Source organism: Actinopolymorpha pittospori (assembly GCF_014873875.1).
GTDB lineage: Bacteria > Actinomycetota > Actinomycetes > Propionibacteriales > Actinopolymorphaceae > Actinopolymorpha > Actinopolymorpha pittospori.
Window position 1 is genome coordinate 1,456,822 of record NZ_JADBEM010000001.1, and the last position, 26,315, is coordinate 1,483,136.

Annotated in this window: 24 protein-coding genes and 1 pseudogene; 10 read left to right on the forward strand and 15 right to left on the reverse strand. The window is 69.3% G+C overall.

What is annotated here, in order from left to right:
• Positions 1 to 23: 23 nt before the first annotated feature.
• Both HEB94_RS06875 and HEB94_RS06880 read right to left on the reverse strand, forming a co-directional pair.
• Complete coding sequence (locus tag HEB94_RS06875) at positions 24 to 782, reverse strand: SDR family NAD(P)-dependent oxidoreductase (protein ID WP_192749130.1); 759 nt, start codon at positions 780 to 782, stop codon at positions 24 to 26.
• 220 nt (positions 783 to 1,002) lie between these two features.
• On the reverse strand, positions 1,003 to 2,157 hold the full coding sequence (locus tag HEB94_RS06880; RefSeq protein WP_192749131.1) for a lactonase family protein: 1,155 nt from the start codon (positions 2,155 to 2,157) through the stop codon (positions 1,003 to 1,005).
• A 167-nt stretch (positions 2,158 to 2,324) separates the two neighbouring features.
• On the opposite strand from HEB94_RS06880, the gene HEB94_RS06885 reads away from it, so the two are divergent.
• Both HEB94_RS06885 and HEB94_RS06890 read left to right on the forward strand, forming a co-directional pair.
• On the forward strand, positions 2,325 to 3,026 hold the full coding sequence (locus HEB94_RS06885; RefSeq protein ID WP_192749132.1) for an RNA polymerase sigma factor: 702 nt from the start codon (positions 2,325 to 2,327) through the stop codon (positions 3,024 to 3,026).
• Positions 3,023 to 3,262 (forward strand): hypothetical protein, encoded by a 240-nt coding sequence (locus HEB94_RS06890; RefSeq protein ID WP_202896184.1) that lies wholly within the window; start codon positions 3,023 to 3,025, stop codon positions 3,260 to 3,262. The genes HEB94_RS06885 and HEB94_RS06890 overlap by 4 nt, the downstream gene beginning before the upstream one ends.
• 33 nt (positions 3,263 to 3,295) lie before the next feature.
• Here the strand turns inward: HEB94_RS06890 and HEB94_RS06895 are convergent, their stop codons facing one another.
• Together HEB94_RS06895 and HEB94_RS06900 are read right to left on the reverse strand one after the other, a co-directional pair.
• The gene (locus HEB94_RS06895; RefSeq protein ID WP_192749133.1) at positions 3,296 to 5,038 is read right to left on the reverse strand and encodes an MOSC and FAD-binding oxidoreductase domain-containing protein; all 1,743 of its coding nucleotides are present in this window, start codon (positions 5,036 to 5,038) and stop codon (positions 3,296 to 3,298) included.
• 231 nt (positions 5,039 to 5,269) lie between these two features.
• A complete protein-coding gene (locus HEB94_RS06900; protein WP_192749134.1) occupies positions 5,270 to 6,028 on the reverse strand; it encodes a hypothetical protein in 759 nt (252 codons plus the stop codon).
• A gap of 149 nt (positions 6,029 to 6,177) precedes the next feature.
• Between HEB94_RS06900 and HEB94_RS06905 the strand changes: the two genes are divergently transcribed.
• Positions 6,178 to 7,221 (forward strand): hypothetical protein, encoded by a 1,044-nt coding sequence (locus HEB94_RS06905; RefSeq protein WP_192749135.1) that lies wholly within the window; start codon positions 6,178 to 6,180, stop codon positions 7,219 to 7,221.
• Positions 7,222 to 7,254: 33 nt separating this feature from the next.
• Here HEB94_RS06905 and HEB94_RS06910 read toward each other — a convergent pair whose 3' ends face one another.
• Together HEB94_RS06910 and HEB94_RS06915 are read right to left on the reverse strand one after the other, a co-directional pair.
• Positions 7,255 to 8,418 (reverse strand): oligogalacturonate lyase family protein, encoded by a 1,164-nt coding sequence (locus tag HEB94_RS06910; protein WP_192749136.1) that lies wholly within the window; start codon positions 8,416 to 8,418, stop codon positions 7,255 to 7,257.
• 14 nt (positions 8,419 to 8,432) lie between these two features.
• The gene (locus HEB94_RS06915; protein WP_192749137.1) at positions 8,433 to 10,439 is read right to left on the reverse strand and encodes an ABC transporter substrate-binding protein; all 2,007 of its coding nucleotides are present in this window, start codon (positions 10,437 to 10,439) and stop codon (positions 8,433 to 8,435) included.
• 258 nt (positions 10,440 to 10,697) lie between these two features.
• Between HEB94_RS06915 and HEB94_RS06920 the strand changes: the two genes are divergently transcribed.
• The 4 genes from HEB94_RS06920 (at position 10,698) to HEB94_RS06935 (ending at position 13,794) form a co-directional block, all read left to right on the forward strand.
• The gene (locus tag HEB94_RS06920; RefSeq protein WP_192749138.1) at positions 10,698 to 10,967 is read left to right on the forward strand and encodes an MDR/zinc-dependent alcohol dehydrogenase-like family protein; all 270 of its coding nucleotides are present in this window, start codon (positions 10,698 to 10,700) and stop codon (positions 10,965 to 10,967) included.
• Between the two features lie 13 nt (positions 10,968 to 10,980).
• Positions 10,981 to 11,601 carry a zinc-binding dehydrogenase gene (locus HEB94_RS06925; RefSeq protein ID WP_192749139.1) on the forward strand — a complete coding sequence of 207 codons (621 nt, stop codon included), beginning with the start codon at positions 10,981 to 10,983 and terminating at the stop codon, positions 11,599 to 11,601.
• An 88-nt stretch (positions 11,602 to 11,689) separates the two neighbouring features.
• A complete protein-coding gene (locus HEB94_RS06930) occupies positions 11,690 to 12,646 on the forward strand; it encodes a dihydrodipicolinate synthase family protein (protein WP_192749140.1) in 957 nt (318 codons plus the stop codon).
• Positions 12,643 to 13,794 carry an enolase C-terminal domain-like protein gene (locus HEB94_RS06935; RefSeq protein WP_192749141.1) on the forward strand — a complete coding sequence of 384 codons (1,152 nt, stop codon included), beginning with the start codon at positions 12,643 to 12,645 and terminating at the stop codon, positions 13,792 to 13,794. Before HEB94_RS06930 ends, HEB94_RS06935 begins: the two co-directional genes overlap by 4 nt.
• A gap of 41 nt (positions 13,795 to 13,835) precedes the next feature.
• Here the strand turns inward: HEB94_RS06935 and HEB94_RS06940 are convergent, their stop codons facing one another.
• The 3 genes from HEB94_RS06940 to HEB94_RS06950 form a co-directional block, all read right to left on the reverse strand.
• A complete protein-coding gene (locus HEB94_RS06940; RefSeq protein ID WP_192749142.1) occupies positions 13,836 to 14,942 on the reverse strand; it encodes a CapA family protein in 1,107 nt (368 codons plus the stop codon).
• Between the two features lie 64 nt (positions 14,943 to 15,006).
• Entirely contained in the window at positions 15,007 to 17,976 is a 2,970-nt protein-coding gene (locus HEB94_RS06945; protein WP_192749143.1) for a glycoside hydrolase, read from the reverse strand.
• 263 nt (positions 17,977 to 18,239) lie between these two features.
• Positions 18,240 to 18,824 (reverse strand): ArsR/SmtB family transcription factor, encoded by a 585-nt coding sequence (locus HEB94_RS06950; protein ID WP_192749144.1) that lies wholly within the window; start codon positions 18,822 to 18,824, stop codon positions 18,240 to 18,242.
• Between the two features lie 68 nt (positions 18,825 to 18,892).
• On the opposite strand from HEB94_RS06950, the gene HEB94_RS06955 reads away from it, so the two are divergent.
• Positions 18,893 to 19,474: a dienelactone hydrolase family protein gene (locus HEB94_RS06955; protein ID WP_192749145.1), complete on the forward strand. Its 582-nt coding sequence runs from the start codon at positions 18,893 to 18,895 to the stop codon at positions 19,472 to 19,474.
• A 182-nt stretch (positions 19,475 to 19,656) separates the two neighbouring features.
• Positions 19,657 to 20,436 carry a DUF899 family protein gene (locus tag HEB94_RS06960; protein WP_192749146.1) on the forward strand — a complete coding sequence of 260 codons (780 nt, stop codon included), beginning with the start codon at positions 19,657 to 19,659 and terminating at the stop codon, positions 20,434 to 20,436.
• A 222-nt stretch (positions 20,437 to 20,658) separates the two neighbouring features.
• On the opposite strand, the gene HEB94_RS06965 is transcribed toward HEB94_RS06960, so the two are convergent.
• The 6 genes and pseudogenes from HEB94_RS06965 to HEB94_RS06985 form a co-directional block, all read right to left on the reverse strand.
• Positions 20,659 to 21,258, reverse strand: a complete 600-nt coding sequence (locus tag HEB94_RS06965; protein ID WP_192749147.1) for a hypothetical protein — start codon at positions 21,256 to 21,258, stop codon at positions 20,659 to 20,661.
• 2 nt (positions 21,259 to 21,260) lie between these two features.
• Positions 21,261 to 22,304, reverse strand: coding sequence for a helicase-related protein (locus HEB94_RS50335; protein WP_273375024.1), 1,044 nt, complete (start codon positions 22,302 to 22,304; stop codon positions 21,261 to 21,263).
• 437 nt (positions 22,305 to 22,741) lie between these two features.
• Positions 22,742 to 23,380, reverse strand: a pseudogene (locus HEB94_RS52310) (DEAD/DEAH box helicase); the annotation flags it as partial.
• A 287-nt stretch (positions 23,381 to 23,667) separates the two neighbouring features.
• Positions 23,668 to 24,051, reverse strand: coding sequence for a VOC family protein (locus tag HEB94_RS06975; RefSeq protein WP_238361452.1), 384 nt, complete (start codon positions 24,049 to 24,051; stop codon positions 23,668 to 23,670).
• 141 nt (positions 24,052 to 24,192) lie between these two features.
• The gene (locus HEB94_RS06980; protein WP_192749149.1) at positions 24,193 to 24,516 is read right to left on the reverse strand and encodes a tetratricopeptide repeat protein; all 324 of its coding nucleotides are present in this window, start codon (positions 24,514 to 24,516) and stop codon (positions 24,193 to 24,195) included.
• Between the two features lie 135 nt (positions 24,517 to 24,651).
• Entirely contained in the window at positions 24,652 to 25,533 is an 882-nt protein-coding gene (locus HEB94_RS06985) for an MBL fold metallo-hydrolase (protein WP_192749150.1), read from the reverse strand.
• A 129-nt stretch (positions 25,534 to 25,662) separates the two neighbouring features.
• On the opposite strand from HEB94_RS06985, the gene HEB94_RS06990 reads away from it, so the two are divergent.
• Positions 25,663 to 26,091, forward strand: coding sequence for a MarR family winged helix-turn-helix transcriptional regulator (locus HEB94_RS06990; RefSeq protein WP_192749151.1), 429 nt, complete (start codon positions 25,663 to 25,665; stop codon positions 26,089 to 26,091).
• Positions 26,092 to 26,315 lie beyond the last annotated feature (224 nt).

Consider the following 26,315-nt stretch of genomic DNA (forward strand, 5'->3'; position numbering starts at 1 on the left):
GACATCCGCCTCAACAGGCGGACTCAGAGTTGGTCGTGCGCGGCCCAGACCTGACCTGTGGCCGCGCCGTCGAGTCTGGCCACGAGGGACCGGGCCGAGTCCTCGGGTCTGATGAGGCTCCCGTTGGCGTGGGAGTCGACGAAGTGCATGTAGGTCGACGCGCTGAGGCGTCCCTTCCCGCTGTCGCGGAGCCACGTCTGCATGGCCGTGTCGACCATCCCGGGGCGGTACACGTTGACGGTGACGCCGGTGCCGCTGACCTCCTCGGCGAGGTTGAGGGTGTGCGCCTCCAACGCGGCTTTGGTCGCGGCGTAGGCGTTGCCACCGACCATGAAGCCCGGCCGGGCGACGACGCCGCTGGACACGTTCGCGACGCGTCCCCAGCCACGCTGGACCATCCCGGGAACGACGGAGAGGGCGAGTTCCACCGCGGCGAACACGTTGAGGTCGAACGCGGCCGCCCAGGCCGTCATGTCGAGGTCGACGGTCGGGCCGACCGGCTGCACCACGGCCGCGTTGTTGACGAGGATGTCCACCCGCCCCATCGCGCTGGCGGCCCTCTCCGCGACCTTGACGGCGCTCCCGGTCTCACCGAGATCGGCGACGATGGCCACCGCCTCGCCGCCGCGCTCGCTCACCAGCCAGACTGTCTCGTCGAGCTCGGTTGCCGTCCGCGCGACGACGGCCAACGTGACGCCCGCGTCGGCGAGCTCGAGCGCGATGGCACGCCCGATCCCCCGCCCCGCGCCGGTCACCAGGGCAGTCCTTCCACTCAGGGACATCGATCGCTCCGTTTCTGGGTCCACCGCCCGGCTCAGGGGCGCACAGATGCACGTCGACTAATAGGCGTCGTTCGGTCAGGAGTTCTTACATCACCGGCTCCCAGATCCCGAACCCGGCAGCAAGGCCCGGGACGAACCACGGTTGGCGGACATCCCGCTGCCGGGTGTGAGGAGCCACACACCCGGCATCGGGTAAGAACCGTCCGGCACCCGTCCTCGGTCAGGAAGCCGCGATGCCCTGACCGCCGAGAGCGCCGGGTATGTCGGCACTGCCGACCTTGGTGAGAGTGCCGTCCTGGTTGACGCGGAAGGCGTCCACCAGCCCCATACCGCCGGTCTGGGCGTAGAGGTAGCCACCGTCGGAGGACACCGCGAGGTCGACGCTGCCCGGGTGGGTGGACGCGACGCCGACGGAGGTCAGGCGGCCCTGCCGATCCTCGCGGTACTCGCTGATGGTGGCGCTGCCCGCGTTGCCGACATAGACGTACTGACCGTTTCGCACGATCCAGCAGGTGGCCTGCTGGCCCGTGGCGACGTCGCCGGTCCTGGTGAGCCTGCCACCGGGTGCCCACTGGTAGGTGGCCACGGAGTTCGGTACGCCTTCTGTGGCCAGGATCCGGCCGGCACCGTCGAAGGTGAAACCGAACGGGTCCGTGCCGGGTGCCGTGGTGGTCGTGGGTGTGGACGGGAGGCCGCCGAGTCGGTCCACGTCGAAGACGACGATGCTGTCGCTGTTGGACTTCGTGGTCACGACGAGACGACGGCCGTCGGGGGTGAACTGGACCTGGCCTGGTGTGTGGGTGAACTCCGGGCTGGCATCGGGGTCCAGCCCCAGGGTCCGGTGCCAGGTTGGGATACGCAACAACACCCCGCCCACGCGGCGGTAGCCCTGCACCGAGCCACCGCGCCGAGCATTCAGGACGTAGGCGACGTCGCCGTGAACCGTGACGGAGACGGGGAAGCGTCCACCCGACGGCAGAACCTGACGCCGCACCAGCCGGTCGCCGTCCACCCCGAAGACGGTGATGGTGTCGCTGCCGGCGTTGACGGCGTAGAGAAGCCGATGTGCCCGGTCGTAGGTCAGCGAGCCCTGCGATCCAAGGTTGTCCACCTCGGCGCCCTGGAGCTTCCCGCCCCTGCCACCGGTGGAGTAGGTGCCCCGCCGTGTCAGGGAGCCATCTGACCCACGGTCGTAGGCAGTCACGGTGTTGTGGTGGAGGTTGTCGCTCTGGGCGAACACCACACCACTTCGTCGAGCCGGCCGATGGTCGGAGCCCGGGTGCGCCGCCCAGGCAGGTGAGCCCACGAACGTCGCCGAAGCGGCGGCGATCATTCCGACGCTGGCCGCTCGGGCCGCGGTGACCTTGATACGCATCAGATGCACTTTCCTTCCGGGAGGGCACGTCATCGCGTGGGAAGTCGACGACCTGGTGCTGGTCGTCACTCTTCTTTCGCATCGGCGGCAGGGCTGCTCTTACCGACCCAGACGAGGCGAAGATGTGACGAAGAACGACGCGTGGCGGGCGTCCCTAAGATGAGGTCATGGGCCCCGAGGACAGCGGCGAGGACGGCGACGTGGTCTCCCCGCACGCACGCCCGGGGCTCCTGTCGGCTCCGCGAGATCTCGACCCGGTGTCCAGGGAGTGGGTCGAGGTCCTCGCCTCACGAGGACCCGCGTACGAGCAGGCGTGCGCACGACTACACGGCAATCTGCTGCGCATCGCGTTCAAGGAGCTGGAACGCCGCCGCAGCCAACACGGCATCCTCGGACCCGAACTCGACGACCTGGCCCATCAGGCGGCCGACGACGCGCTCCTGGCGATCACGAGGAAGGTCGGACAGTTCCGCGGCGAGAGCCGCTTCACCACCTGGGCGTACAAGTTCGTGATCTTCGAGGTGTCCACCAAGATCGGCCGCCACTTCTGGCACACCCACGGGGTCGCGCTGGACACCGAGGACTGGGAACGCCTACCCGACCAGCTGGCAGTGGGTCCCGCCGAGGCGTCGCAGGCCCGCGAGCTGGCCGCCGCACTCCGCGCCGGCGTCGACGCGGTGCTCACCGCCCACCAACGCAGAGTGTTCGCGGCGCTGGTCCTCGACGGCGTCCCACTCGAAGCGCTCGCCGCCGAACTCGGAACCAACCGCAACGCCCTCTACAAGACGATGTTCGACGCCCGGCGCAAGCTGCGAACCTACCTGGAAGCCAACGGCTACCTGGACGACAACACACAGAGGCAGTCATGAGTCACCCCGACGAATCGGCCACGATGGCCCGACTGCGCCAGTTCCTGGACACCGATCCGCGCGACGTGGCATGCGAACGCGCCATGGAACTCCTCCACGTGTACGTGGAGCTCAAGGTCGCGGGCCAGGACCCCGAGGAGCACTACCCGGGGATCGCCGTGCACCTTCGGGCCTGTGGGCCCTGCTCGGATGAGTACAAGGGACTGCTGGCCGCCGTCACCGAGCGCTGGCCCTGAGCAGCGCATCGTGGCGGAACGGACGGTCCGACCTCACAGGTCGAGGACGATGTCGCCCTTGGCCCACGAGCAGCAGATGAGCGCCTCACCCTCGCGCGGCGGCTCCAGTGGCTCCGGGTCGTAGCCGACCCCACCGGACAGGACCGCGGTGCTGCAGGTGTGGCAGACGCCGGTCCGGCACGACCACCTGGTCGGTACGTCACACGCCTCGGCAAGCTCGAGCAGTGACTCAGAACCGGCGCGGGCGCGGACGGTCAGGCCACTGCGGGCGAACGTCACCTGGGGGCCGGTGCCGGGCCGTCCGTCCGGAGGATGCGGCGTGCCCGGGCGCTCGCCCTTGATGCCGGGGGTGATCGAGGCCAGAGCCCCGAACACCTCGGTGTGGATGTCCTCGGGCGCGGTTCCGAGCGCGCTCAACGCGTCTCGCATCTCCGCCATGAAGGCGTCCGGCCCGCACAGGTAGGCGACCGCGTGCCTGGGCAGCCCCAGTTCGCCGAGGCTGTGCGCGGTGGGCCGCACGTACGTCGTGTCCGTCTCCTGACCGTCGTCCGGCCTGGCGCGCGTGTAGTAGGTGTGGTGACGCGCGTGGGGTAGGGCGGCGAGCAGGTCTCGGGTCTCCGCCAGGAACGCGTGGTCGGCGCGTCCCCGTGCGGCCTGGATCCACCAGACCTCGCGAGTGGATCGCTCGTCGGCGAGTTGGTGCAACATCGCGAGGACGGGTGTGGCGCCGACGCCTGCGGAGACCAGGACGACGGGACGGTTGTCGGGCGCGAGCACGAAGTCGCCACGAGGTTTGGCGGCCTCGACGGTCGCCCCCACCCGTAGCTGGTCGTGGAGCCAGGTGCTGACGCTGCCGTGCGGCTCGCGCTTGACGCTGATCCGGTAGGACCCGAGCCCAGGCGAGGACGACAGGGAGTACGCGCGTACCGACGGCACCTGGCCGCCGGCCGGCACGCGAACGGTGAGGTACTGCCCGGCAGTGGGCGCGGGCAGGGGTCGACCGTCGGGGCTCGCGAAGTAGATCGAGGTGATGGTGGGGGTCTCGGCCACGATCGCGGTGACGCGCAGCGGCCGGAATCCGTCCCATCCAGGTTCGGCGCCGACCCGTGGCGGTGACGGCTCCAGGTCGGCGTCGACGGCGGCGAGCAGGTCGTCGAAGGACTGCTTCCAGCCTGGGCTGAGCGCGGGGATGTCCACCGCGGCGCGGAGTTGGTCGATGTCGCGGTCGGGGAGGTAGAGGAGGGCGTCGATGTCGGCGACGCTGAGTTCGTGTGGTCCGACTGCCGTACGGATGATCTCGTCTCCGGCGCTGATGCGGCCTTCCCGGATCACGCGCATGTAGAAGCCGGGTCGACGGTGCGACACCAGCAGCGCGGGTAGCCGCGGTTCGCCCAGGCGCATGCCGACGCGGTAGCAGGTCACTCGCGGCTGGGTGACCTCGAACTCGGCCTCTCCGATCCGGTACCGGTCACCGATGCACACCTTGTCGTCGGTCAACCCGTCGATCGTGAGGTTCTCTCCGAAATGACCGAAGCGGAGATCGTCCCGCTGGAGGAAGTCGGCCCAGTGGGCGTAGGCCTCGATCTGGTAGACGAGGACCGCCCGCTGCTCACCACCGTGACCGGCCAGATCTCCCTGCCCGTCACCGTCGACGTTGAGGGTTCGCACCATCGCCGGGCCGGTCACCGGCCGCTTCCAGATTCCGGTGTAGACGGTCCGGTCCTGCCACCGCACGTTCTTCGGCATCCCCACGTTGACAGACAGCAGGGTGGCCATCTCAGTTCCTCCCGGGCCCACGGATCCTGTCGGGCCCACGGACACACCTCAGGCATCCGCGAAGCTGCGCCCTGGACATCATTTCCTCAGAAACCGCCCACCTTGTCACAGCGGGCCGCTCACGCCGCAACCCGCCGTTGACGTGTCCAGGCTAACCACCCACGCCGCCCGGCCTGTTGGTCGGGATCAACGCCGGCCACGAGGGCTGAGAACTGCTACTCGGCACCGGAGTTACTCGGCACCGGAGTGCACGGGCTTCGTGGTCCCGGACTGTCCTTCGACGGGTGCGGGCCTGCGAACGGGCCGGATGATTCCGAACGGGGTACCCGTCTGCCGCTGGCCGAGCGGATTGTCGACGAGCACGTCGGACAACAACCGCGCCGGCAGCGCTCCGCGCGAAACTCCACGAATCGAGCCGTAGGCGTCGTTGATGTCGACGATGGCGACACCCGTGCCGAGCTTGAGTTCCAGATCCGCGCAGATCTCGGTCGCCTCGTCGGTTGTGAACGGCGGGAACAGTTTGTCCTCGTAGGGCCGCCGGCCGCCGTCGATGTCCCGCGCCAGGGTGGGCGCGACACGATAGAAGGCACCGCGAATTCCGAATGGCCGGGTGAGAGCGGCCGCGGCCGCGGCGGCGTAGATCCGTGGCCGTCCCGCGGTGTTGATGACGTACTGCATCTTCTCCGGGTGGGACAACCCGCGAGCGCCCGGTCCGGGGCGGACGAAACGCGCGATGAGCCGCGCGTCCCAGCGGGCGCGCACCGATGCGACAGGGACCCAGCGGTCCAGGAGAAGGACGGCGACCTTCTCACTGACCACCACCGTGTCACCCGGTTGCCGACCCTCGGTGTATTCGAGCAGTGCCGCGGCGAGGCCATCCTTCTCATCGAGCCACCGCGTCGGAACAGCAAACCGCTGGAACTCATTGCCGTGGACAGTAACTGTCGTCCATGCGGACGATTCGATGGCTGGAATGGTGATGCACCTCATTCTGTAATCGATGACGTGTGCCGCGTCCCCCCATCGTCGCGATGAGCTCCACAGGCGCGCCCGGATGGAGAGCTTCCTCATCCCAGGGAAATCGACGGTGGCCTGTTTCCGAGGCCAGCGCCTGGGCACCGGTCCGGTGAAGGAGGCTGGTGCCCTGCCGCGCCGACGCGCTGATCGAGGCGATCACCGCGGCCAACTCCGCGGGCGGTGGGACCCTGCGGCTGACGCCGGGCTGCCGCTACGCCCTCACCCAACCCCGGCCCGACACCGACAGCGGGCTTCCCCCGATCGCCGCCCCCATCACCATCAATGGCAACGGTGCCACCATCACCCGGTCCACGGCCGCGACCACCCCGGACTTTCGGATCCTCGAGATCCTCGGCGCACCGGCGAAGCTGACGATTCGTCTGACGACGATCAGCAACGGCATCAGCATCGGCGACCAGGTACCCGGCGGCGGCCACAGTGGCGGCGGGATCCTGGTGCGGGAGGGTGGCGCGCTGGCCGCCGCGGTGATCACCGTGACCGGGAACAGCGGCTCCGTCGGCGGCATCCACAACTACGGCACCGCACAGCTCACTGACAGCGGGGTCACCGGCAACACCGGCGCCTGGGGTGGTGGCCTCAACAACACCGGCGGGACGTTGAGCCTCGTGCGGACCCTGATCCGCGACAACGTCACCCAGTCCGACATCGGTATGGGCGGCGGCATCTACAACAGCCAGGGCGGTACGACAACGGTCACCGGCAGCGTGATCAGCCGCAACCTGGGCATCGACAACGGCGGCGGCATCCACAACGAGGGCAACCTCGGCGTCAGCGACTCCTGGATCACACAGAACCGCGCGGCCTCGCTGTTCGGTGTGCCGGTGGTGGTCCAGGGCGGCGGCATTTACAACGCCGGCACCGCGAGGATCCTCCGGTCGCTGGTCAGCGGGAACCACTCGCAGCGCCAGCAGTCCCCCACCGCCACCACCGCGATCGCCGGTGGCATCTCCAACGACGGCACGGAGAACCCGGACGTGGTGACGACGCTCGAGCGCAGCCTGGTCGTCGGCAACACCGCGGTCGACCAACCCGGCGGCATCAGCAACGCCGCCGGCGCCTTCAACCTGGACGACTCACTGGTCGTGCTGAACACCCCGACGAACTGTGCGGGCAGCCCCGACCCCGTTCCCCACTGCTCCGGCTGACCCGGCCGGTTCGCCCGCGGCGGCGCGGCTCGATCAGCCCGCCTCGTCGTCCAGGGGCGGCAGCGAGTCGAAGTCGGGAATGTCGACCAGGTGCGGGTTCCCGTAGCCGCGGGCGTCTGTGGTGTAGAGGATCTGGCTGCCGTCGGGGCTGACGCGCGGGTGGACGTGGACGGCCTGGATGTGGAACGAGCCCCGATGCCGGAGCAGGACCCTGGGGCCTTCGAAACCCGTCTCCGTCAGCCGCCACAGCAACAGCCTGGGCAGGTTGCGGTTTCCGTCCCCCACGATCAGGTTGAGGTCGTTGCTGTGGAAGTGCATCGACGTGTGCGAGAGCGGATACTCACCCACAGCCGTGTTGTCGTAGCGGACCGCTCCGTGGAACGCGCTGCCGCCTTCGGTCCAGCCGTGGTATCCGACGTGCTCCCCGTCGGTGAACCAGTACTCGTGGCCGACACGTTCCCGGGGCGCGGTCGGCCGCAGCTTCCAGGCGTCTCCTGTGTCCAGGTCGAGCATCCAGATCCGATGGTCGACCTTGTGCCATGGCCCCTCGTGGCAGAAGGTGAGCAGGTTCGGCCTGGTCGGTGAGGTGTTGATGTGGCCTATCCAGCTCTCCTCCTCCCAGACCACCGCCGCCTCGCCACCCTGCGTTGGTATCCGCAGCACCTGGCACCGTGGGTTGGCCGCCCAGTACTCCGCCATCCCGACGTACCCCGCCCCGAGATCCATCCGGAAGCGGTCGGACATGTCCTGCCCGATGTTGACGCACACGTACGCGCCATCGGCTGAGACGTTGGTCTGCCCGCCGCCCCTGAACCCTGCCGGGACGGTGTAGAGGAGGCGCTCCTCCAGGGTGTCCAGGTCGATCGCGAAGAGCTTTCCCTGCCGCCAGAAGTACGCCTCGGCCCGCCGCGGATTCACCGACGTCGACTGGAACGAGCCGGATCCCGCTCCCCGCGGCTCCTCGAGGTCGGTGAGCTGACGGAACTCACCGCTGCGCAGGTCGAGGCTGTAGAGGTTGCTGGCCCCGCCACGGTCCGAGCCGAACAGGAGCCGCTGGTTGTCGTCGTACCAGCCGGAGTTGGTGAAGTAGAGGTGATGGCTGTGCGCCTTGTGATCGGTCAGCTGGCGGGACTTCACCCCCGTCTCGAGGTCCTCCACCTCGTGCCACTCAGGCGCGAACACCTCACCTTTCGCCATGACGGCCTCTCTCCCTAGCTGCTCTGGATGAAGTACTGCTCGGGGTTGGACGGTCCGGGGCTCGGCCAGATGAAGGAGGCCGGCATCTTCTCGGGAACGTTGTGGAAGTTGTTCTTCACGATGCCGAAGCCGGGCGGCGCCAGGCTGATTCCGATGTGGTAGAAGTACTCCTTCGCGATCCGGAGCACCTCTTTCATCTGGGTGATGCGCTCGTCCGGGTCGACCGTCTCGTTCAGCTTGCGATACAACGCCATCTGCTGTTGCACGATCTCGGGTGGGCGCTCACCGGACCGGCCGTTCGACTCGTACCACTGCATCCACAGGGGTGCGTAGTTGATCGACTCGAACCTCGAGGGCAGGAACCAGTCCGGACGCAGGATCGGCTCGATCTTCCCGCCGCCCTCGGCGCCCCAGGTGGTGGCGTCGTGTTCGTTGGCGGTACGGCGCTCCTCGAACAGCGAGCGGTCCTCGGGCCTGTTCTGCAGCTCCACTCCGACCTGTTTCCAGTAGTTCTTGACGAGTTCGAGGGGGTCGGTCTGCGAGGTCGGACCGCTGGGATGCTCCACCCTGATCGAGATGCGCCGCCCGTCCGGGCCGAGCCGGAAGCCGGAGCCGTCGCGTTCGCGGTAGCTGGCACGGTCGAGATACTCGTTCGCCGACGCCGGGTCGAACTTCGTGTACTGCTTGGCCATCTCCTCGTCGTACATCGGTGAGTCGGGCCGCGGAGCGACCTGGAACGGCTCGCCCTGACGCTGGTAGGCGACGTCGATGATCTCCTGCCGGTCGATCGCGAGGGACAGGCCGACACGGAAGTCGCGGTTCTGGAAGATCTGCCGCTTCACCGGGTCCTTGTGGTTGAGGTTGAGCGCGATGGCGAAGGTGACACAGCTGGTGGGAACCTCGTCGAAGAAGTCGAATCCGCCGGACTCGCGGTAGCGCGCCAGCACCGGCTTGTTGACCGGGGTGTTGATGGTCCGGTCCTGCATGTCGATCTCGCCGCCGGACGCCCGTAGCGTCATGGTCTCCGGCTCCCCGATGACCGCCATGACGAGCCGGTCGAGGTAGGGCAACTGGCTTCCCTGCGGGTCGACCTTCCAGTAGTAGGGGTTGCGCTCGTAGACGAGCCGTTGCCCCTCCCCGAACACGGTGACCGGGACCCACGGGAAGAGCACCGGATGCTCCGGGTTGCTCCAGGTGTCCATCTTGGCCTGGAAGAGGGTCGCCCAGTGCCCCTCACCCTCCTGCTTGGCCAGGGCCTGAGCGTCCGGATTGAACTCCGCGTGGAACTTCTCGAAGTAGTGCCGCGGCAGGTTCGTCAGGTCGGAGGAGTACAGGGTCGCGAGGTTCTCCAGGAAGAGCCCGTTCGGTGCGGCGAAGCTGAAGCGTACGGTCTGGTCGTCGACCTTCTCGATCGTCCCGGGCTTTCCCCGTACGTTGCAGAAGTCCGGCGGGCCGTCGGGGTAGAGGTCGGTGTTCCCCATCACCGAGTCGTAGGCGAAGACGATGTCGTCGGCGGTGAAGGGTTCTCCGCTGGACCAGCGCATGCCGCGCCGAAGGGTGAAGACGTAGGTGCGACCGCCGTCCTCGACCTTGACCTCCTTGGCGACGTTCGGGATCGCCTGCTCGAACTGCAGATCCCAGCGCATGAGCGTTTCGTAGCCGGTCGTCCGCTGTAGCCAGGCGGCATCGGAGGGGCCGGCGATGGCGCTGCGCCAGTCGCCGCCGTAGACGCCCACCCGGTCGTTCGGTTTCACGGTGAGCGGCTCGGCGGGCAGTCGCTCCTGCACGGGTGGGAGTTTTCCGGCCTTGACCCGCTCCGCGAGCATCGGCGCCTCCCGCCCGTTGCGGGCCGAGGCGGCCTCGTTTCCGCGTGGGGGCTGCCCGTTGGCGCCCTTGTCGGAGGGATCGGTCGAGAGCAGGTCGCAGCTGGTGGTGGCCGTCGCGACCAGGAGCGCACCTGCGCCAGTGCGAAGAAGCTCTCGCCTACTCAGTTCACCAGACCGATGACGTACGCCAGTCATGGGCACGGTCCTCCTCACCACGATCATCCGGCGGGCCTGAACACATGCGGGATAGCGCTTGCCAGTGTTACGGAGCTAGGAAACCGACGAACGGTGGCGGCGAATGGCTGTCGACAACGCCGTGAGCGTTCGACGCTAACACCGCCACGCACAGGTCTCCAGGGTGCTGAGCCATCCCGGACAATCGCGTGCCGGATCTGGTCGGCGGCCTGCGGATCGACCCGTGACCGTCGTTATGGTGACGGAGGAGGCGCCCTTATGCCGCACGCCAACCGCGTCGTGTTCACCACGCCCGGCACCGTCACGCTCCAACCGCGCACGGTCGACGTCGACGACCTCGGACCTCACGAGGTGGTCGTTCGTACGCACGTGAGTGTCATCAGCCCAGGGACCGAACTCGCACGACTCTTCGGATGGACGCTCGCCGACTCCGGCCGGCCGCCTTCCTTTCCCCGGGAGGACGTCGGCTACGCGAACGTGGGCACGGTGCTCGCGGCCGGTCGCGAGCTCGCCGTCAGGCCCCGGTGATCGGGTCTACACGATGGCGCCGCACGCGTCGGTGGTGCGGGTGGACGCGCGGAGGGCTCTGTGCGTGCCGGTTCCCGACGGCCTGCCGGACGAGCAGGCCGCCTTCGCCAGGTTCGCGGTCGTCTCGATGACCACGATGCTGACGACGACGGCTCGAGGGGGCGACGAGGCAGCGGTCGTCGGGCTGGGACTCGTCGGCAACCTCGCCGCCCAGGTCCTGCAGAGCGCCGGGATGCGCGTGCACGCGCTCGACCTGTCAGAGCACCGACGCGAACTCGCGCGACGCTGCGGCGTCGGCCACGTGAACGGTCCGGAAGCCGAAGGCGATCTGGGGCGAGGCCATCGGCTCGTCGTCGAGGCGTCGGGTTCGGCGCAGGCACTGGTCACGGCCGTACGCCTCGCGGCCGACGGCGGTGAGGTCGTGATGGTCGGCGCGCCCTGGGCGGGCGAAACCAACACCGTCCCCACCGGAGCGGTCATGGGCGAGATCTTCCTGCGTTTCCTCACCCTGCGCAGTGGCTCCGAATGGCGCATCCCGGTGCTCCCCGTGCCCTGGCGGTGGGCTCCATCCAGCAGAACACCGTCACCGCCCTGGACTGGCTCGCCTCGGGGCGCCTGCGCGTCGAGCCACTGATCACCCACCGGCTGCCCGCGGAGCAGGTGGCGCAGGCCTACGACGGTCTGCGGGAGAAGCCGAACGACTACCTGGGAGTGGTGCTGACATGGCTGTAGCGGACGAGGCGGCAGCAGCCGAGGCGGTGGCGGACGGGGCACCCGGATCGCGGCGGGACCTTCCCGCGCTGCACGGCATCGTCCCGATCCTGTTGACGCCCTTCGACGAGCAGGGCCGCATCGACGACGAGAGCCTTCGCCGCCTGGTCGACTTCACCATCCGCGCCGGCGTCCACGGACTCGGCATCGCCCTGGGCAGCGAGGTCTACAAGCTGACCGAGCCAGAACGCGACACGGTCCTGCGTACCGTCGTCGACGAGGCGCGCGGGCGGGTCCCGGTCATGATGAACACCGGGACGCAGGCGACGGACACGGCGGTCAGCTACAGCATGCGGGCCCAGGACCTCGGCGCTGACGCCGTCATCTGCACCTCACCGGGCCCCGCGCCGGCCGCGGAGGTGGGCCACTACTTCTCCAGCATCGCCCAGCGGGTCGACGTACCCGTGATCATCCAGGACACCGCGACCAACCACGTACCGCCCGCGCTGATCCGCTCCCTCGGCGAGGAGAGCGCGAACATCCGCTACGCCAAGGTCGAGAGCGCACCGGCCGTGTTGCGTGTCTACGAAGCCGTCCAGGCATGTGGGCCCTCGATGGGCATCTTCGGGGGAGCCGGCGGAGGCGGGTTCCTCCAGGAGCTTCGCCGCGGCTCGGTCGGAACGATGCCGTGGGCGAGCATCCCCGGACCGTTCGTGGAGATCTGGCGGCGCTGGCACCTCGACGACGTGGACGGCGCCGGGCAGATCTTCGACACCCAACTCGCCCCCGTGCTGCGGATCGCGACCGGTTCGCTCGGCGCGGGACACCTGCTGCACAAGGAGCTGTTGCGCCGCCAGGGCGTGATCGCGTCAGCACACGTACGCCGACCCGCCGAACAGCTCGACCCGGTCACGTGGGCGGAGCTGGACGAGGTGTGTGCGGCACTCGGACTGGGAGCTCACGCATGAAGATCACCGACATCACGGTGCGACCGTTCACGGTGGAGGTCGACCGGTTCCACCAGGGCGTCCCCCGCCGGGCGGGCGTCGTCCAGACGGTGACCACGGTCCACACCGACGAGGGCGTGGCCGGGCACTACTTCGGCGGGCACGGACACGGGGACCAGGACGGACTCGCGCAGCCGGCGAGGGACCACATCGAGCACCGCGTCAAGCCGATGCTGGTGGGAGAGAACCCCTTCGACCGGGAGCGGTTCTGGCACTGGATGTGGGGAGCGAAGACGCCCGAGAACGTCATGAGCGTCATCGACATGGCCCTGTGGGACCTCGCCGGCCGCGTCGCCGGCCAGCCCGTCTACAAGTTGATGGGTGGCTGCCGCGACCGCGTCAAGGCCTACGCGAGCACGTATCCGAACCTCGGCAGCCCGCAGGTCTACGCCGCGCACGCCGCCGAGTGCGTCCGGCAGGGATATCCGGCGTACAAGATCCATCCCTACTATTACTGGGATCCCGAGACCGGACAGTCCGTTCCGGCCCGCCCCTCCCACACCCGCTGGGACATCGAGGCGAGCCAGGCGGTGCGGGACGCGGTGGGTCCCGATGTCGTTCTGATGTTCGACCCGTGGGGCACCTACCACACCTACGAGGACGCTCTCACGGTCGGTCGCGCGCTGGAGAAGCTCGACTTCTACTGGTACGAACACCCGATGCCCGAGCACCGCGTCGAACCCTACGTACGCCTGTGCCGGGAGCTGGACATTCCCGTCTGCTCGCCGGAGATCCTCGAAGGGCACGTGTTCACCCGCGCCGAATGGATCCGGCGCGAAGCCTCCGACATCAGCCGCATCGACGTCCTCCGCGGCGGGATCACCGGCGCGCGGAAGACCGCCATCGTCTGCGAGGCCTACGGCGTGCGCTGCGAGATCCACATGAGCGGCATCGGCAACCTGCACGTGATCGCCGCCACCCACGAGGACACCAGCGAGTTCTACGAACGCGGCCTGCTCGCACCCGGGGTCGACTACGACGAGGCTCCGCCCTACCTGCGGGAACCCCTGGACCAGATGGACGCCGCCGGCTACGTCCACCTCCCCCAGCGACCGGGCCTGGGATACGACATCGACTGGTCCTACATCGACGACCATCCCGCCGAGTAGCCGCCGCCAGTAGCAGCGGTCACAGTCGGGCCGCGGTGTGCTCACCGGAGAACGAGCATGCCGTCCGGCTCGAGGTCGATGCGTGAACCGAAGCGGCTACTGACCCGGTCCAGGATCGCGCGTAGCCATTGGGAGTCCTCACCCGACGCGTGCCGCAGGCGCATCTGCCGGGCGTGCAGCGGCGCCATCCGGAGATCGGACAGTCTCCCGGTGTCGGGGTCCAGGGAGACGAGGAACAGGAGTCGCAGGTCGTCGCGATACTCCTCATAGCCGGCGATGCCTTCGTAGTCGTCGACGAAGTCACCACAGCCGTACAGGATCAGCTTGCCCTCGTACACCTCGACGGGGCGCGGATGGTGCGCGGAGTGCCCGTGGACCACGTCGACGCCTCCGTCGATCAGTGCATGCGCGAAGTGGACCTGATCGTCTCCGATCTCGTAGCCCCAGTTGGACCCCCAGTGGATGGAGACGACTGCGACATCGCCAGGACGTTTCACCGCACCAACCCGGTCGGTGACTTCGGCGGCGGCCGCCCGAGACGGCTCGGCCAGGAAATCGACGCCGGGTTGCTGTTCAGAGGCGGCCCAAGCTTCTGGAATGCCGCTGGAAGCCATCCCGATCGCGAGGATCACCGCTCGTCCCCCACCCAGGAGGGGAAGGATCGCAGGTCGGCGGGCCTCGTGCACGTTCCGGCCCGCGCCCACCGACCGCAGGCCCGCATCAGACAGCGCCCGGAGGGTTTCCTCGAGCCCCGGGTAGCCGAAGTCCAGCACGTGGTTGTTCGCCAGGACGCAGACGTCGGGTCTGGCCGCGTTCAGGCAGGGAAGGTTCGCCGGGTTCACTCGGCAATGGATCCCTTTGTCCGGGTCGAAGGTGTCGCTGCGGGTGATGCTCGTCTCGACGTTCACCACCCGCACGCTGGGCTCGAACTCCTCCAGCAGGTGCAGCGCCTCACCCCACGGCCAGGCGAAGTCGACCGGACGGGCGATCGGGCCGTTCACCTCTTCCGCCAGTTCGACGTAGGTCGCGGCATCCCGCGCGAAGGTCTCCCGCAGCGCCGGGTTGCCGGGATGGGGAAGGATCTGATCGATCCCCCGACCGAGCATCACGTCGCCGCACAGGGACAGCCGCACGCTCCGGGTGCGCATGTCACCACGCTAGGGCGCGTTTCGAAGTCTGTCGCCTGGCGCGCTGCTCGGGCTCGGCGCCGCCTCACGTCGGGGACTTGGCGAACACCTCCACCTCGCTGACGGTCATGTAGCCGTTCGCGGTCATGACGACCCGCACCGCGCTCGTACGGACCAGGGTGACGGGCACCGAGACCACCGGGGCGGCGGGGCCGGTCGCGTCGACGGTGACGACCTCCGACACCGGCTGCCACGCGCCCGCGAGGAGGGCCTCCACCTGCACGGTCCTGGCATAGCTGACGTTCCCGCCATCCTGGTAGAAGCGCGTCACCACGCGGGTCACGTCCCGTGGGACAGGGAGGGTGACGGAGAGCGTGTCACCGGGCCGTTGCGTCCCCGAGCGCCAGTTCGACCACGCCTTGTCCGAGGGGTCGCCGTTGACGACGCCCTGCGCGGAGTAGCCCGGCTCGGTGTAGGTCGCGGCGGCGAGGGTGCCCGGCGTGAGCGCGGCGTTGGCCTCGACCGGCTCGGTGACGGTGACGACGACGGAGGCCGGGAGCGTGGACCCGTCGGGCAACGTCGCCGTCCCGGGTACGGTCACCTCGCCGACCTGGCCGTAGGTCACGTCGTCGGTCATCCACGCGACGGGCAGGCGCACCCGCGCGTCGTGCCGGTCGGACACGGCGGTGACCGTCGAGGGGAGCTCCGGCGTGCCACCCACGTAGGTGCGCGCCGACGCCGGTTCGGTGCTCGACACGGTGTCCACGACGACCACCGCCCGCACCGCGTAGGTACGGCTGGTGGCAGGGTCCGTCGCGGTACCGACGACGACCACCCTGCCCACGCGTTCCCATCGCAGCGGCGGCACGGGCCGCCACTGCACCGGGATGGCCGCTCCCGCACCGCCGACGCGCTGCGGGGTCACCGTCGCCGGAAGCGTCGGGGCGACGCCGGGCATCGTGAACACGTCGACGTCGGTGATCGCCTGGATCGTCTCGTCGACCAGCCGCCACCGCTGGTTGGGGCCGGCGGTGGGCTGCCAGGTCCCGACGGCGGACCCGTCGGCGCTGGCCTCCCCACCGACCTCGATGTTTCCGGGTCCGGTGACGCTGGCGATCGTGTAGGTGCCGTCGCCGGTGGTCGAGAGATACCACTGCGCCGCCTCATCGGGCGCCTTCTGTGCCGGTTCGAGCACGAGGGAACCGGACCGCAGCGCCACCTGGCGGCCGTCCAGTGCGCGTACCTGGTAGCGCTCGCGGTTGCTCCAGCCCTGGCTCAGCTGGGTGAGGGTCCACAACTGGTCGCCTCTGGCACCGTCGGTGGTACGGATGACCAGGCCCTGCTGCTCGGCGTCGAGCGACCTGCCGCTCTGGACGCCCACGAACCGGTAGGCGTGACCGGCCCGGATCGTGGCGGCGTCCTCGGCCACCCCGCTCACGTCGGAGACGACGAGGGTGGTGACGGACTGGCCGGGTACCCGCACGGTGGCCGTGGCGGCCTCGACCGGCACCGCGGCCCTTTCGACCAGCGCGCCCGACGCGTCGGTGACGACGGCGGTGACGGCGGCGTTCGGACCGACGGTCGAGAACTTCGACAGGTCGATGCGCACGTCCCGCGCGGACGTGGACTTGTTGGTGTGGACGAGGGTGGCGCCGCGTGCGTCGGAGCGGATCGCCGCGACGGTGTTGGTGTCGTCGACCTTGACCAGCTGGTCGCCGCGCCGGATGTAGTGGGTGAAGTTGCGGGCCGTGTTGAACTTCTGGTTCGTCCGGATGGCGCAGGTCTGCAGCGTGTCCTGCGCGGTGCAGTCGAAGGGCAGCTGGATCTCGCCCCAGTTGCCGCCGAGGTCGCCTTCCCCACCCGGCGCCATGTTGTCGTAGTCCTCGACCGGCTGCCAGAAGACCCAGGCCGACGGCTCGAGCTCCCTCAGGTCGTCGGTGATCTGCTGGGCCAGGCCCAGCCCCGGAGTCATGTCCTCGAAGTCCTGCCCGTTGCCCCAGTCCCCTTCGACCTCCGACATCCACAGTGGCCTGTCGTCGGACTTGGCCAGGTCGCGGACCGCGGTGCGCTGGCCGGTGCCGTAGGTGTGGACGTTCATCCGGCTGACCGCCGCCTTGACCTCGGCGGGGTAGCTCGTCCAGTTCCGTACGAAGGTCGACGGGTTGGTCTCGTCCATCGCCGCGATCCGCGCCTCGGTGGTCGAGGCGTCCAGGACCGGCGCCAGTGCCCGGATCACCTGCTGCTGCGGGCCCGGGCCGATGTGGGCGCCCTCCTGCCGGCCACCGACCGGCTTGCCGTCAGGGCCGAGGGTGGTGCCCCAGTAGCTCGTGTTCGGCTCGTTGAACGGGTCGATGGTGTCGACGCGAATGCCGTGCGCGTCTTCGAGGTGTTCGGTCGCCCGGACGAGGTACTGCGCGAAGTCGTCGACGCTGCCCGGCTTGAGCTGGTCCTGCGAGGCGTCGAACCCGCCCGAGACGTACCCGGACTCGGTCATGAACCACGGCGGAGAGTTGCTGAACGTCTCCCACGTCGTGATGTCCTGCTTGATCCGGTCGACCCACCAACGCTGCGTCTGGTCGGCATCCCAGTTCCAGTCGGCCGGGTCGTCGGCCGACCACCAGTCGACGTCCTCCCGCGTGGTCCCCTCCGGCGCCTTCCACCATCCCTGCACGGCACCACCGGGACGCAGGTAGTCCGCGACGTCAGGGGCGTTGCCGCCACCGATGTTGTAGCGGGCGATGTTGAGGTTGAGGCCGTCCTCGCCGAACACGAGCTGTGCCAGGCGTTCGCGGATGGGCTCGGGGTACTCGCCGGTGGCGTTGGCGAACCACACGAGGCTGGTTCCCCAGCCCTCGAACGCCGGCTGCTGGTACGACGGATCGGGCCGCACGGTGACCACGGGCACCGTCTCTGCCGTCTCTGTCGGGTCCGCCGGGTCGGCCGTGCCGGTCGCCGAGACCTCGGCCTGGCCCGGGCCCGCGGCGAGGAGGCCACCGGCCGCGAGGGCGAGCGTGCTGAGCCCGAGGGCGAGCGGGCGTAGGGACCAGGATCTCATCGGCGAGGGCCTTCCCGGAGCGGCGGCAACAGCGGACCGAACAGGGGAACGCCGGCGAGCCACACGTCCCCTTCGCCCGCGGGTTCCCCACCAGAGCAGGATGCGGTTGACCCTCCAGCCATCCCGGCGGACTGTCAAGCATCCGGGAGAGCCCCGAGCCAGCCTCGGCCACACCAGGCCACACCAGCTTGTTTCCCTGACACTCGCGGGGAACGGCACTACCGATGTGCCGGCCCGAACCCGTCGCGGGTCAGTCCTCCTCGTCAGTCCTCTTCGTCGGCCCGGGGCGGCAGGGTCGGGTAGTCGAGCATGGGATACAGGCCCACGGTGAAGCCGTAGACGGTGTCGCCGGAGCGAGGCAGCCGGTCGAACTCGTGGATCACCTGCTCGACGCGGTCCCAGAACTCCGCCGCCCGCTCCTCGGGGATCCGGGCATGCCGGATGAAGGAGCGCATCTGGCCGGCGTCGTAGGCGGCGACGGACTCCTTCGCCGCGACCTCGAAGTCGTTGAAGTCCGGCGGGAGCGCCTCGCCGTTGGCCTGCCGGCCCAGGCCGACGTAGAACATGCGCGCGGTGCGGCCGTAGTAGCGCTCGTCGATGGCCCGGACGCGCCGGGTTCGTACGACGCGCAGCAGGCCCGCACCGGCCAGGACGTTGACGTGGTGCGCCACCGTGCTCTTGGGGCGTTTGACCGCGCCGGCGAGTTCCGTCACGGTCGCGGCCCGCTCGTGCAGCAGGCCGAGGATGGTCGTGCGCAGGGGGTCGCTGATCGCCCGCACCTGTTCGGCGGTGGTGAGTTCGACGGTGTCCTCGAGGTCGTAGTCCGGGACCGGGGGATTGCTCGACATGGTCCGATCAGACTAGCATATCGGTTCGTTCGAATTATTTGGATCATTCGCGTCGAAAGCAGGTAGCTATGGCCGAGGTCGTGCTCTACCACCACGCGCAGGGACTGACACAGGGAGTGAAGGCCTTCGCCGACGAGCTACGTCAGGCGGGCCACACCGTCCACGTTCCCGACCTCTACGAAGGACAGACCTTCCAGACCCTCGACGACGGACTCGCCTACGCGCGGCAGACCGGGTTCGACACGATCCTCGAACGCGGCGTCGCGGCGGTCGAGGGACTCGGCGACGCACTGGTCTACGCGGGCTTCTCCCTCGGCGCGATGCCGGCGCAGCACCTCGCCCAGACCCGCGCCGGGGCCCGGGGAGCGTTGCTCCTCCACTCCTGCATTCCGGTGTCGGAGTTCGGCGGCTCCTGGCCCGAGGGCGTTCCCGTCCAGGTGCACGGCATGGACGCCGACCCCTTCTTCGCCGAGGAGGGCGGCGACATCGACGCCGCGCGCGCCCTGGTCTCCTCCACCGACCAGGCCGAACTCTTCCTCTACCCCGGCAAGGAGCATCTGTTCACCGACTCCTCGCTGCCGGCCCACGACCCGGCCGCGACCGCCCTGCTCACCCGCCGGGTGCTCGACTTCCTCGAGGACGTGCGCTGAGAACCGGACTCCTCACGTCGCGTAACGTCCACGCGGATCAAGCCCCGTCTCGTCGACCGATGGGCTTCGGGCGCGCCCGCCCGAAGCCTGATTCGGTGTGCTCGTCGCGATGAGTTTCGCTCCCGGCCGCGGTCCAAGCATGGAAGGAACGCTCCACGGGAACACAGCACACGGAGGCGATCATGAACGACGAGCCCACCACTGACGCCGCTCCACTCCCCACGGTGGTCGACCGGGCCCACTGGCAGGCCCAGCTTGACGATCTGCTGGTCCGGGAGAAGGCCCACACCCGCGAGGGGGACGCGATCGCGGCGGCCCGTCGCCGGTTGCCCATGGTGGAGGTCGATCCCACGATCGAGGTGGTCGGTCCACACGGGCCCGTCCCGCTGCTGGAGGTCTTCGAGGGCCGTCGCCAGCTGATCGCGTACTTCCATATGTGGCACGCCGGCCGACCCGCGGAAGGCCAGTGCGAGGGCTGCACGTTCTTCAACGGGCAGGTTCGCGAGTTGTCCTACCTGCATTCGCGCGACGTCACCTACGCGACGTTCTGCCAAGGCCCCTACGAGGAGGGCGTCCGCTACCGCGACTTCATGGGGTGGGACATGCCGTGGTACTCCGCCAGGGACTCCGCCGAGGCGCTGCTCGCCGGACGCTGGTTCGGCATGCAGGTCTGCTACCTGCGGCACGGCGACCAGGTGTTCGAGACCTACTGGAGCAGCGGACGTGCCGCGGAGGCGCTGTCCAACACCTACGCGCTGCTCGACATGACCCTCTACGGCCGGCAGGAGACCTGGGAGAACTCGCCTTCTGGCTGGCCCCAACGGTTCGGGACGGACGGCGACCAGTTCCGCAGCAACGGCCGGCCCACCGCCCAGTGGTCGCGCCTGGAAGCCGGACGCTCCGACGATCTCGGCACCAACGGCACAGGCGACGCCGCACCCTGCTGTCACAACCACCACTGAGCGCCGACGGTGATCCGGGACGGGTTCACGAGCGCGAGGTCATGACGCGCATGGGCCGACTCGCCCATGAGGGCATCATTTCGGACGAGCCGCGCCGTCGAGCGCGTACTGGTCAGCTCACTCGGCGGACGTCGGGTCCTGCTTCGAGGCCGTGGCCGCCCACTCGAGCGTGATCGAGAGCAGCTACGCGTTCGACGTCACTAGTCCAGCCCTGCTCGCCGGCTACGCCGACAACGTCTCGTTAGGCATCGTTTCGTCAGATACCGTCTGCTCGTCCGCCGCGACGACGGCACCGCGGCGCAGCGCGACGACGGCAGCCCGCGCGGGTGTCTGGTGGTCGCCAGAGATGGTGGCCAGTTGGTCCAGGAGTTCGGCCACCTGGCGTATCTCGCGGACGACGTCTCCGACCAGGACGCCGCTGGTGCCCACCGCGACGTCGAGCGGCGATCCCGCGGCCCATCGGTGGACTGGTACGCCGAGCGCGGGTTCGGGGTGAGGCGTCGGGGACAGCCCCTCGGCGATTTCGTCGGCCTGGACTGCCCGGGTGATGGCGCGGACGGTCTCCCATCGCTGGGCCAGCTCCGGCGTGGCGATGCCGGTCGAGGGTGGCCCGCCGAGGCGGCTGCGCGCCGTGAACCACGACGCGGCCGACGCGAGCGAGGCGGGCTCCAGTCCGTCCAGGACTCCAGCCACGAGGCACTCCCCGAGCAGCAGCCCGGAGGGATGGAACAGTCGCCGTACCGCCTGACCGGACGGCGCCAAGGTCCAGTTGACAAGGTGTCCCCGGTGGTGGAGGAGTCGGATCACCCGATCGAGCTCCATCCTCACATCGGCCGTCGTCTGCGCGAGCAGCGTCTCCAGACTCTCGAGTGTCGAGGCCAGTCGGTTGCGTCGTTCGGCGAGCCGTCGTCCGGCCGCGGCTGACTTCGCGGGGGGACGCGGGCTTGGCGCAGTGGCGGGGTCGAGCCCGGCGGGCGCGAGGTCGAGTCGGGCCAGCGCGTCGACGGCGCGCTTGGCGTGCCCGCGTTGGGTCGGCTCCCAGTCCGGCAGGTCGAGGTGGGCGAGGACAGCCGGGCGGCCACGCAGGCTCGACGGCGTGACCTGGATGCGCGCCCGCTGGTGTGGATGGCCTCGACGCAGGTGGCGCCCCGCTTGGTACTCACGGCCAGGACGACCGTCGGGCCGTAGGACGGCCGGCCGGTGTCGACGACGACATCGCCAGGGCGGACGCCGGCCAGGTCCGCCTCGAGGGAGTCGCGTCGCGCCGTTCCTGTCTCGTCCCGAGCGGCGACGAGCGCGTCGGATTCAGCCTGCTCGGCGAGTTCGGCGAGTTCGGCTTGTCGAGCGGCCAGATCGGTACGCAGGATCGCCGCCTGCTCCTGGGCGCAGCGGTGCCGTAGCGACGACTCGACCGTGGCGCGCGCCTCGTCCGGCGTACCCGTGCGTACGAGGTTGAGGGCCATCGCGGGCGTTACCCGGAACGCTGACCGGATCGCCGCCAGGTGCCCGCCGACGAGCGCGCCGACCCGATGGAAGGGGACGTGCGGCGACCACGGAACCACCACGTGCCCCGCAACGTCGATGCCGCGGCGGCCGGCCCTGCCGGCGAGCTGGGCGAACTCCCCCGCGTCCAGCAGCTCCCCGCTGGCGCGCAGCACGCGGTCGATCACGACCGTGCGGGCGGGCAGGTTGACACCCAGCGCGAGCGTCTCCGTCGCGAAGGCGACCTTCAGGAGTCCTTCGGCGAACGCCGCCTCGACAACCTCGCGCTGGACCGGTGCCAGCCCGCCGTGGTGGGCCGCGACGCCGGACTCCAGCGCGTCCTGCCAGCCGGCGGCGTCGATCGCGCGGAGTTCCCCTCCCGACAAGGGGGCCAGCGATTCGCTGACCAGGGCCCGGATCCGTACCCGTTCCCCTCGGTGGTGAGCTGGACACCGTCGGCCAGGCAGTCGGCGACGGCCTGGTCGCAGCCGGACCTCGACAGGACGAACCAGATCGCGGGCACAAGGTCGTTCACCCGCAGGTGTTCGATCAGGTCGGGCCTGGACGGCGGGACGGGGCGGTCCCGGTCGCGGGCGCGCAGACCCTCGCCACGGGCGTCGCGTCGCGTACCGTCGAGGAGTTCGGCCGCGGTGTTGAGGCGTCCGTCGATGCACACCGGAAGCAGCATCGGCGCGGCCCGGCGTAGGTTGCCGACGGCGTAGAGATGGTTGAGCTTCACCGGCCGTTGGTCCGCGACGACCAGCTCGGTCGCACCGTGGACCTGGGTCAGCCAGTCGTGCACGAGTGTGACGTCCGGGATCGTGGCGGACAGACAGACGAGGGGTACGTCGGCAGGCGTGTTGATCACGACCTCCTCCCAGACCGCGCCGCGCTCGGCGTCCTGGAGATAGTGGAACTCGTCCAGGACGACGACACCCAACCGGGCCAGTGCCGGCGCTCCCGCCGCCGGGCGGCCCTCCGACGACGCAGCCGTTTCGCGTTCGTTCGGGGTTCCTCGCAACTCGTAGAGCATGGCCCGCAGCACCTCCGTCGTGACGACGAGCACCGCAGCACCGGGGTTGACCGTCCGGTCTCCGGTGATGAGCCCGACCCGGTCCTGACCGAGCCGGGTGGACAGGTCGCGGTACTTCTGGTTGCTGAGTGCCTTCAGCGGCGTGGTGTAGACGGCGGTGGTGCCGGCAGCAAGGCTGCGCGCCACCGCGTAGTCGGCGACGAACGTCTTTCCCGCCCCGGTTGGTGCCATGACGAGAACGGAACGGCCGTCGTCGAGCCCGTCCATGGCGTGGAACTGGAACGGATCGGGTCGAACGTCGAGTTCGTCGAGGAACGCGCGACGGACGCAAGGAGCGGACAGTCGGCCGGAGAGTCGTTCGGACAAGCGGTCGGACCTGGGATCGGACCTGAGATCGGACAAGGTGACCTCCGCGGGGGCTGGAGCCACCCGCCCTGGTCCGCGCTCAGCGGAACGGTAGGGGCGGTGGCGCGGGCATGACCGGCAGGTTCAACTCCGCACCCCCTTCCCCTGCTGTTCCGTCGGCGGGCGACTGGCCAGCAAGCCATGTACGGCTCCCGGCCCACGTCGCGGTCAGGCCAGCCTGCCCACGACGGTCACGACCGTCAAGCGGATTCCGCCGCCGGCACACCGATGCGCCAGACGGTTCGGAAATCCGGAAGCGGCCGGAACCTTCTGACACGTAGGGGTTGATCGATTGTCTGTGGAGGCTGGGATCAGCCGTCGTCTCGGCAGAGACAGAAGGGGTGCCCGGCTGGGTCGAGGAGCACGCGGACATTCTCCCGCGGTTGGACCGTGGCCTCCGTGGCTCCCAGTACGAGTGCGTCAGCGACCGCGGAATCGAGGTCGCCGACCTGGAAGTCGAAGTGCATCATCGGGCGCTGCTGCCCGTCGGCCGGTGGCCATACGGGGGCTTGGTAGTCGGTCGCCTGCTGGAAGACGATGTAGATCCCCGGCTGGGGAGCCGCGAGGATGGACGTTCCGGGCTCCTCGTGGCCGATGGGCCAACCAAGCAGGTCGGAGTAGAACCTCGCCAGAGCGCCGGGGTCGGGTGCCTCGATGGCCGTTCCCCACCACATACCGTCGGTTCGAGACTTCATCGTGAAAGCCTGTCGCGCCGACCCGGTGCTGTCCAGTTGTGCACGCCGTTCACGTGGCATGGCCCCCGTCGGCTCTCAGGGGTGTCGGTGGATCAGGGCGGGTCTTGGGCACCGGCCCTGATCCACCGACGTGTTACCGGGTCAGGCGGCCCCGGTCATCGCCGCGTGCAGCCGCAGATACGGCGCCGCGTCGGATTGCCTGCTCTGCCGCTCGAGGGTCCGCCCGAGCAGCAGGTAGGCGTACTCCTCGCACGGGTTCTGTTCGAGGATCAGCCGCAGTTCGGCCTCGGCCCGGCCGAGCTGGGCGGAGTGGTAGTAGGCGCGAGCCAGCAGCAGCCGGGCCGCGGTGTTGTCCGGGGCGGCGGCGACGACCTCGGCCAGGATGCGCGCGGCGCCGATGTAGTCCTTCAGGAGGAAGAACTGCTGGCCACGTTCGTACTCTTCGGCGAGCGTCTCGATCGACATGTCACTCCTGTCCGGGGACGGGCCCGTCGGCACGCGGGCACTCTGTTGAAGTTTCAACATCCCTTGGAACTCCCCGCACCTCTCCGGCATTCCCACGCGAACGCCAGTCAGGGCGCCCGCCCGTCCGCGGGGGATTCAGGCGTTCAGGGGGCGCCAGGCGGGCCCGTCACCGTCCTGCCGGACCTGCCCGAACACCACGTCGGCGAAGTGGATGCCGAAGCCGATCGTGTCGGATTCCTCCAGTTCGGCGACCAGGCGACGGCGGTGATCGGCGGACCGGGCCGGGTCGTGGTCGACGGCCGCGGACCATTCCGGGTGGTCGACCTGGATGGGTGAGTGCAGGGCATCACCGAAGGCGATCAGGCGCCGCCCGCCGGAGGTGATGACGTACTCCGCGTGCCCGGGCGTGTGACCGGCGGTGATCCGGACCCGCACACCAGGAAAGATCTCCTGCCCTTCGGTCACGGTGCGGACCCGCGGCGTCAGTCCGGCGAGCATCTCCGTGGTCATGCCCTGCGCGTCGCGTTCGGCCCATTCCGGCTCCGACACGAGGTAGTCGGCATGGGCGAACGCGGGACGGTCACCACCTGGAGCGGGATGCCAGGCCCAGCCGAGGTGGTCGGAGTGCAGGTGTGTGAAGGCCACCGCCTCGATCTCCGCCGGCCCGCGCCCGAGCTCGGCCAGGCTGCCCAGGAGCGCGCCGCCATGGATCGCGCCGCGCGGAGTGCCCGGGTCAGGCGGGAAGGACTGCGGCCCGAACCCGGCGTCGATCAACAGGGCGCGGTCGCCGGTCTCCACCAGGAGGCCGCCGATGCTCGCCACGAGGTGGCCGGAGGCGTCCAGGTAGTGCGGATGGGCGGCCCACACCGCATCGGTGGTGTCCGGGAGCCAGCCGCGTGGCGGGAGCCGCACAGCGCCGTCCGGTACGAACGACACCCTGGTGTCGCCCAGCCGTACCGAGCGGATTCCCGCCGGCCGCCGCAGCCGCTCGTCCTGGCCAACCGCGAAGTTCGCCATGGTCCCCTTCTCCTACGGGTGTCGGGTCGTCGCCGCTCCCCTCGAGGCGACGACGCCACCATAAACATCAAGCCAGAACTATTCAAGCTTTAAATGTTCTGACTTGATGGACTTGCTACGATGGGGCGCATGACGAAGTCCCCGGAGTCCCAGGCCGTCGCCGAGCGAGAGCTGTGCGGCCTGGTCAACGGGCTGGCCCAGCAGATCGCCGACCACGTACGCGAGCGCGCCGTCACCTTGGGTCTCACCGCGCCCCAGGCGACCGCGCTGCGAGAGATGACGGGTCCGATGACCATGCGCGAGCTCGCCGACCGCATGAGCTGCGAGCCCTCCAATGCCACCTTCGTCGTCGACAGGCTGGAGACCCAGGGCCTGGTCGAGCGTCGCGCCCACCCGACCGACCGCCGCGCCAGGCAACTTGTCCTCACCGCCGAGGGCAGCGCCCTGCGCGAGCGACTCCTCGAACTCCTCACCCAGGACTCACCGCTGGGCGGCCTGACGCCGAAGCAGCAGGGTCTCCTCCAGGACCTGCTCGAGCAGGCCATCACCCCTCGGTGAGGCATGCGGCGCGGTCCGCGCGGGCAGGACGGTCTGGGCAGGTCAGGGCGACCGGGGCAGCCTCGGCAAAGGCCGCCAAGTACGCACCTCGGGTCCCAGCGCTACCTGCCTGACCTGCGGTTTTGTGGCTCCCGCCTACTCCCCGTAAGGTTTATTGACGCGTCAACCATTTCCCGGCATGATGGGCGCGCACCAATCAACCGAGCTGGTGGGAGCGGACCCCC

Bases quoted from the DNA above. Each gene is read 5' to 3' on its own strand.
- HEB94_RS06875 (WP_192749130.1), bottom strand. From the start codon at position 782: ATGTCCCTGAGTGGAAGGACTGCCCTGGTGACCGGCGCGGGGCGGGGG.
- HEB94_RS06880 (WP_192749131.1), bottom strand. From the start codon at position 2,157: ATGCGTATCAAGGTCACCGCGGCCCGAGCGGCCAGCGTCGGAATGATC.
- HEB94_RS06885 (WP_192749132.1), top strand. From the start codon at position 2,325: ATGGGCCCCGAGGACAGCGGCGAGGACGGCGACGTGGTCTCCCCGCAC.
- HEB94_RS06890 (WP_202896184.1), top strand. From the start codon at position 3,023: ATGAGTCACCCCGACGAATCGGCCACGATGGCCCGACTGCGCCAGTTC.
- HEB94_RS06895 (WP_192749133.1), bottom strand. From the start codon at position 5,038: ATGGCCACCCTGCTGTCTGTCAACGTGGGGATGCCGAAGAACGTGCGG.
- HEB94_RS06900 (WP_192749134.1), bottom strand. From the start codon at position 6,028: ATGAGGTGCATCACCATTCCAGCCATCGAATCGTCCGCATGGACGACA.
- HEB94_RS06910 (WP_192749136.1), bottom strand. From the start codon at position 8,418: ATGGCGAAAGGTGAGGTGTTCGCGCCTGAGTGGCACGAGGTGGAGGAC.
- HEB94_RS06915 (WP_192749137.1), bottom strand. From the start codon at position 10,439: ATGACTGGCGTACGTCATCGGTCTGGTGAACTGAGTAGGCGAGAGCTT.
- HEB94_RS06920 (WP_192749138.1), top strand. From the start codon at position 10,698: ATGCCGCACGCCAACCGCGTCGTGTTCACCACGCCCGGCACCGTCACG.
- HEB94_RS06925 (WP_192749139.1), top strand. From the start codon at position 10,981: ATGGCGCCGCACGCGTCGGTGGTGCGGGTGGACGCGCGGAGGGCTCTG.
- HEB94_RS06930 (WP_192749140.1), top strand. From the start codon at position 11,690: ATGGCTGTAGCGGACGAGGCGGCAGCAGCCGAGGCGGTGGCGGACGGG.
- HEB94_RS06935 (WP_192749141.1), top strand. From the start codon at position 12,643: ATGAAGATCACCGACATCACGGTGCGACCGTTCACGGTGGAGGTCGAC.
- HEB94_RS06940 (WP_192749142.1), bottom strand. From the start codon at position 14,942: ATGCGCACCCGGAGCGTGCGGCTGTCCCTGTGCGGCGACGTGATGCTC.
- HEB94_RS06945 (WP_192749143.1), bottom strand. From the start codon at position 17,976: ATGAGATCCTGGTCCCTACGCCCGCTCGCCCTCGGGCTCAGCACGCTC.
- HEB94_RS06950 (WP_192749144.1), bottom strand. From the start codon at position 18,824: ATGTCGAGCAATCCCCCGGTCCCGGACTACGACCTCGAGGACACCGTC.
- HEB94_RS06955 (WP_192749145.1), top strand. From the start codon at position 18,893: ATGGCCGAGGTCGTGCTCTACCACCACGCGCAGGGACTGACACAGGGA.
- HEB94_RS06960 (WP_192749146.1), top strand. From the start codon at position 19,657: ATGAACGACGAGCCCACCACTGACGCCGCTCCACTCCCCACGGTGGTC.
- HEB94_RS06965 (WP_192749147.1), bottom strand. From the start codon at position 21,258: ATGGAGCTCGATCGGGTGATCCGACTCCTCCACCACCGGGGACACCTT.
- HEB94_RS06975 (WP_238361452.1), bottom strand. From the start codon at position 24,051: ATGAAGTCTCGAACCGACGGTATGTGGTGGGGAACGGCCATCGAGGCA.
- HEB94_RS06980 (WP_192749149.1), bottom strand. From the start codon at position 24,516: ATGTCGATCGAGACGCTCGCCGAAGAGTACGAACGTGGCCAGCAGTTC.
- HEB94_RS06985 (WP_192749150.1), bottom strand. From the start codon at position 25,533: ATGGCGAACTTCGCGGTTGGCCAGGACGAGCGGCTGCGGCGGCCGGCG.
- HEB94_RS06990 (WP_192749151.1), top strand. From the start codon at position 25,663: ATGACGAAGTCCCCGGAGTCCCAGGCCGTCGCCGAGCGAGAGCTGTGC.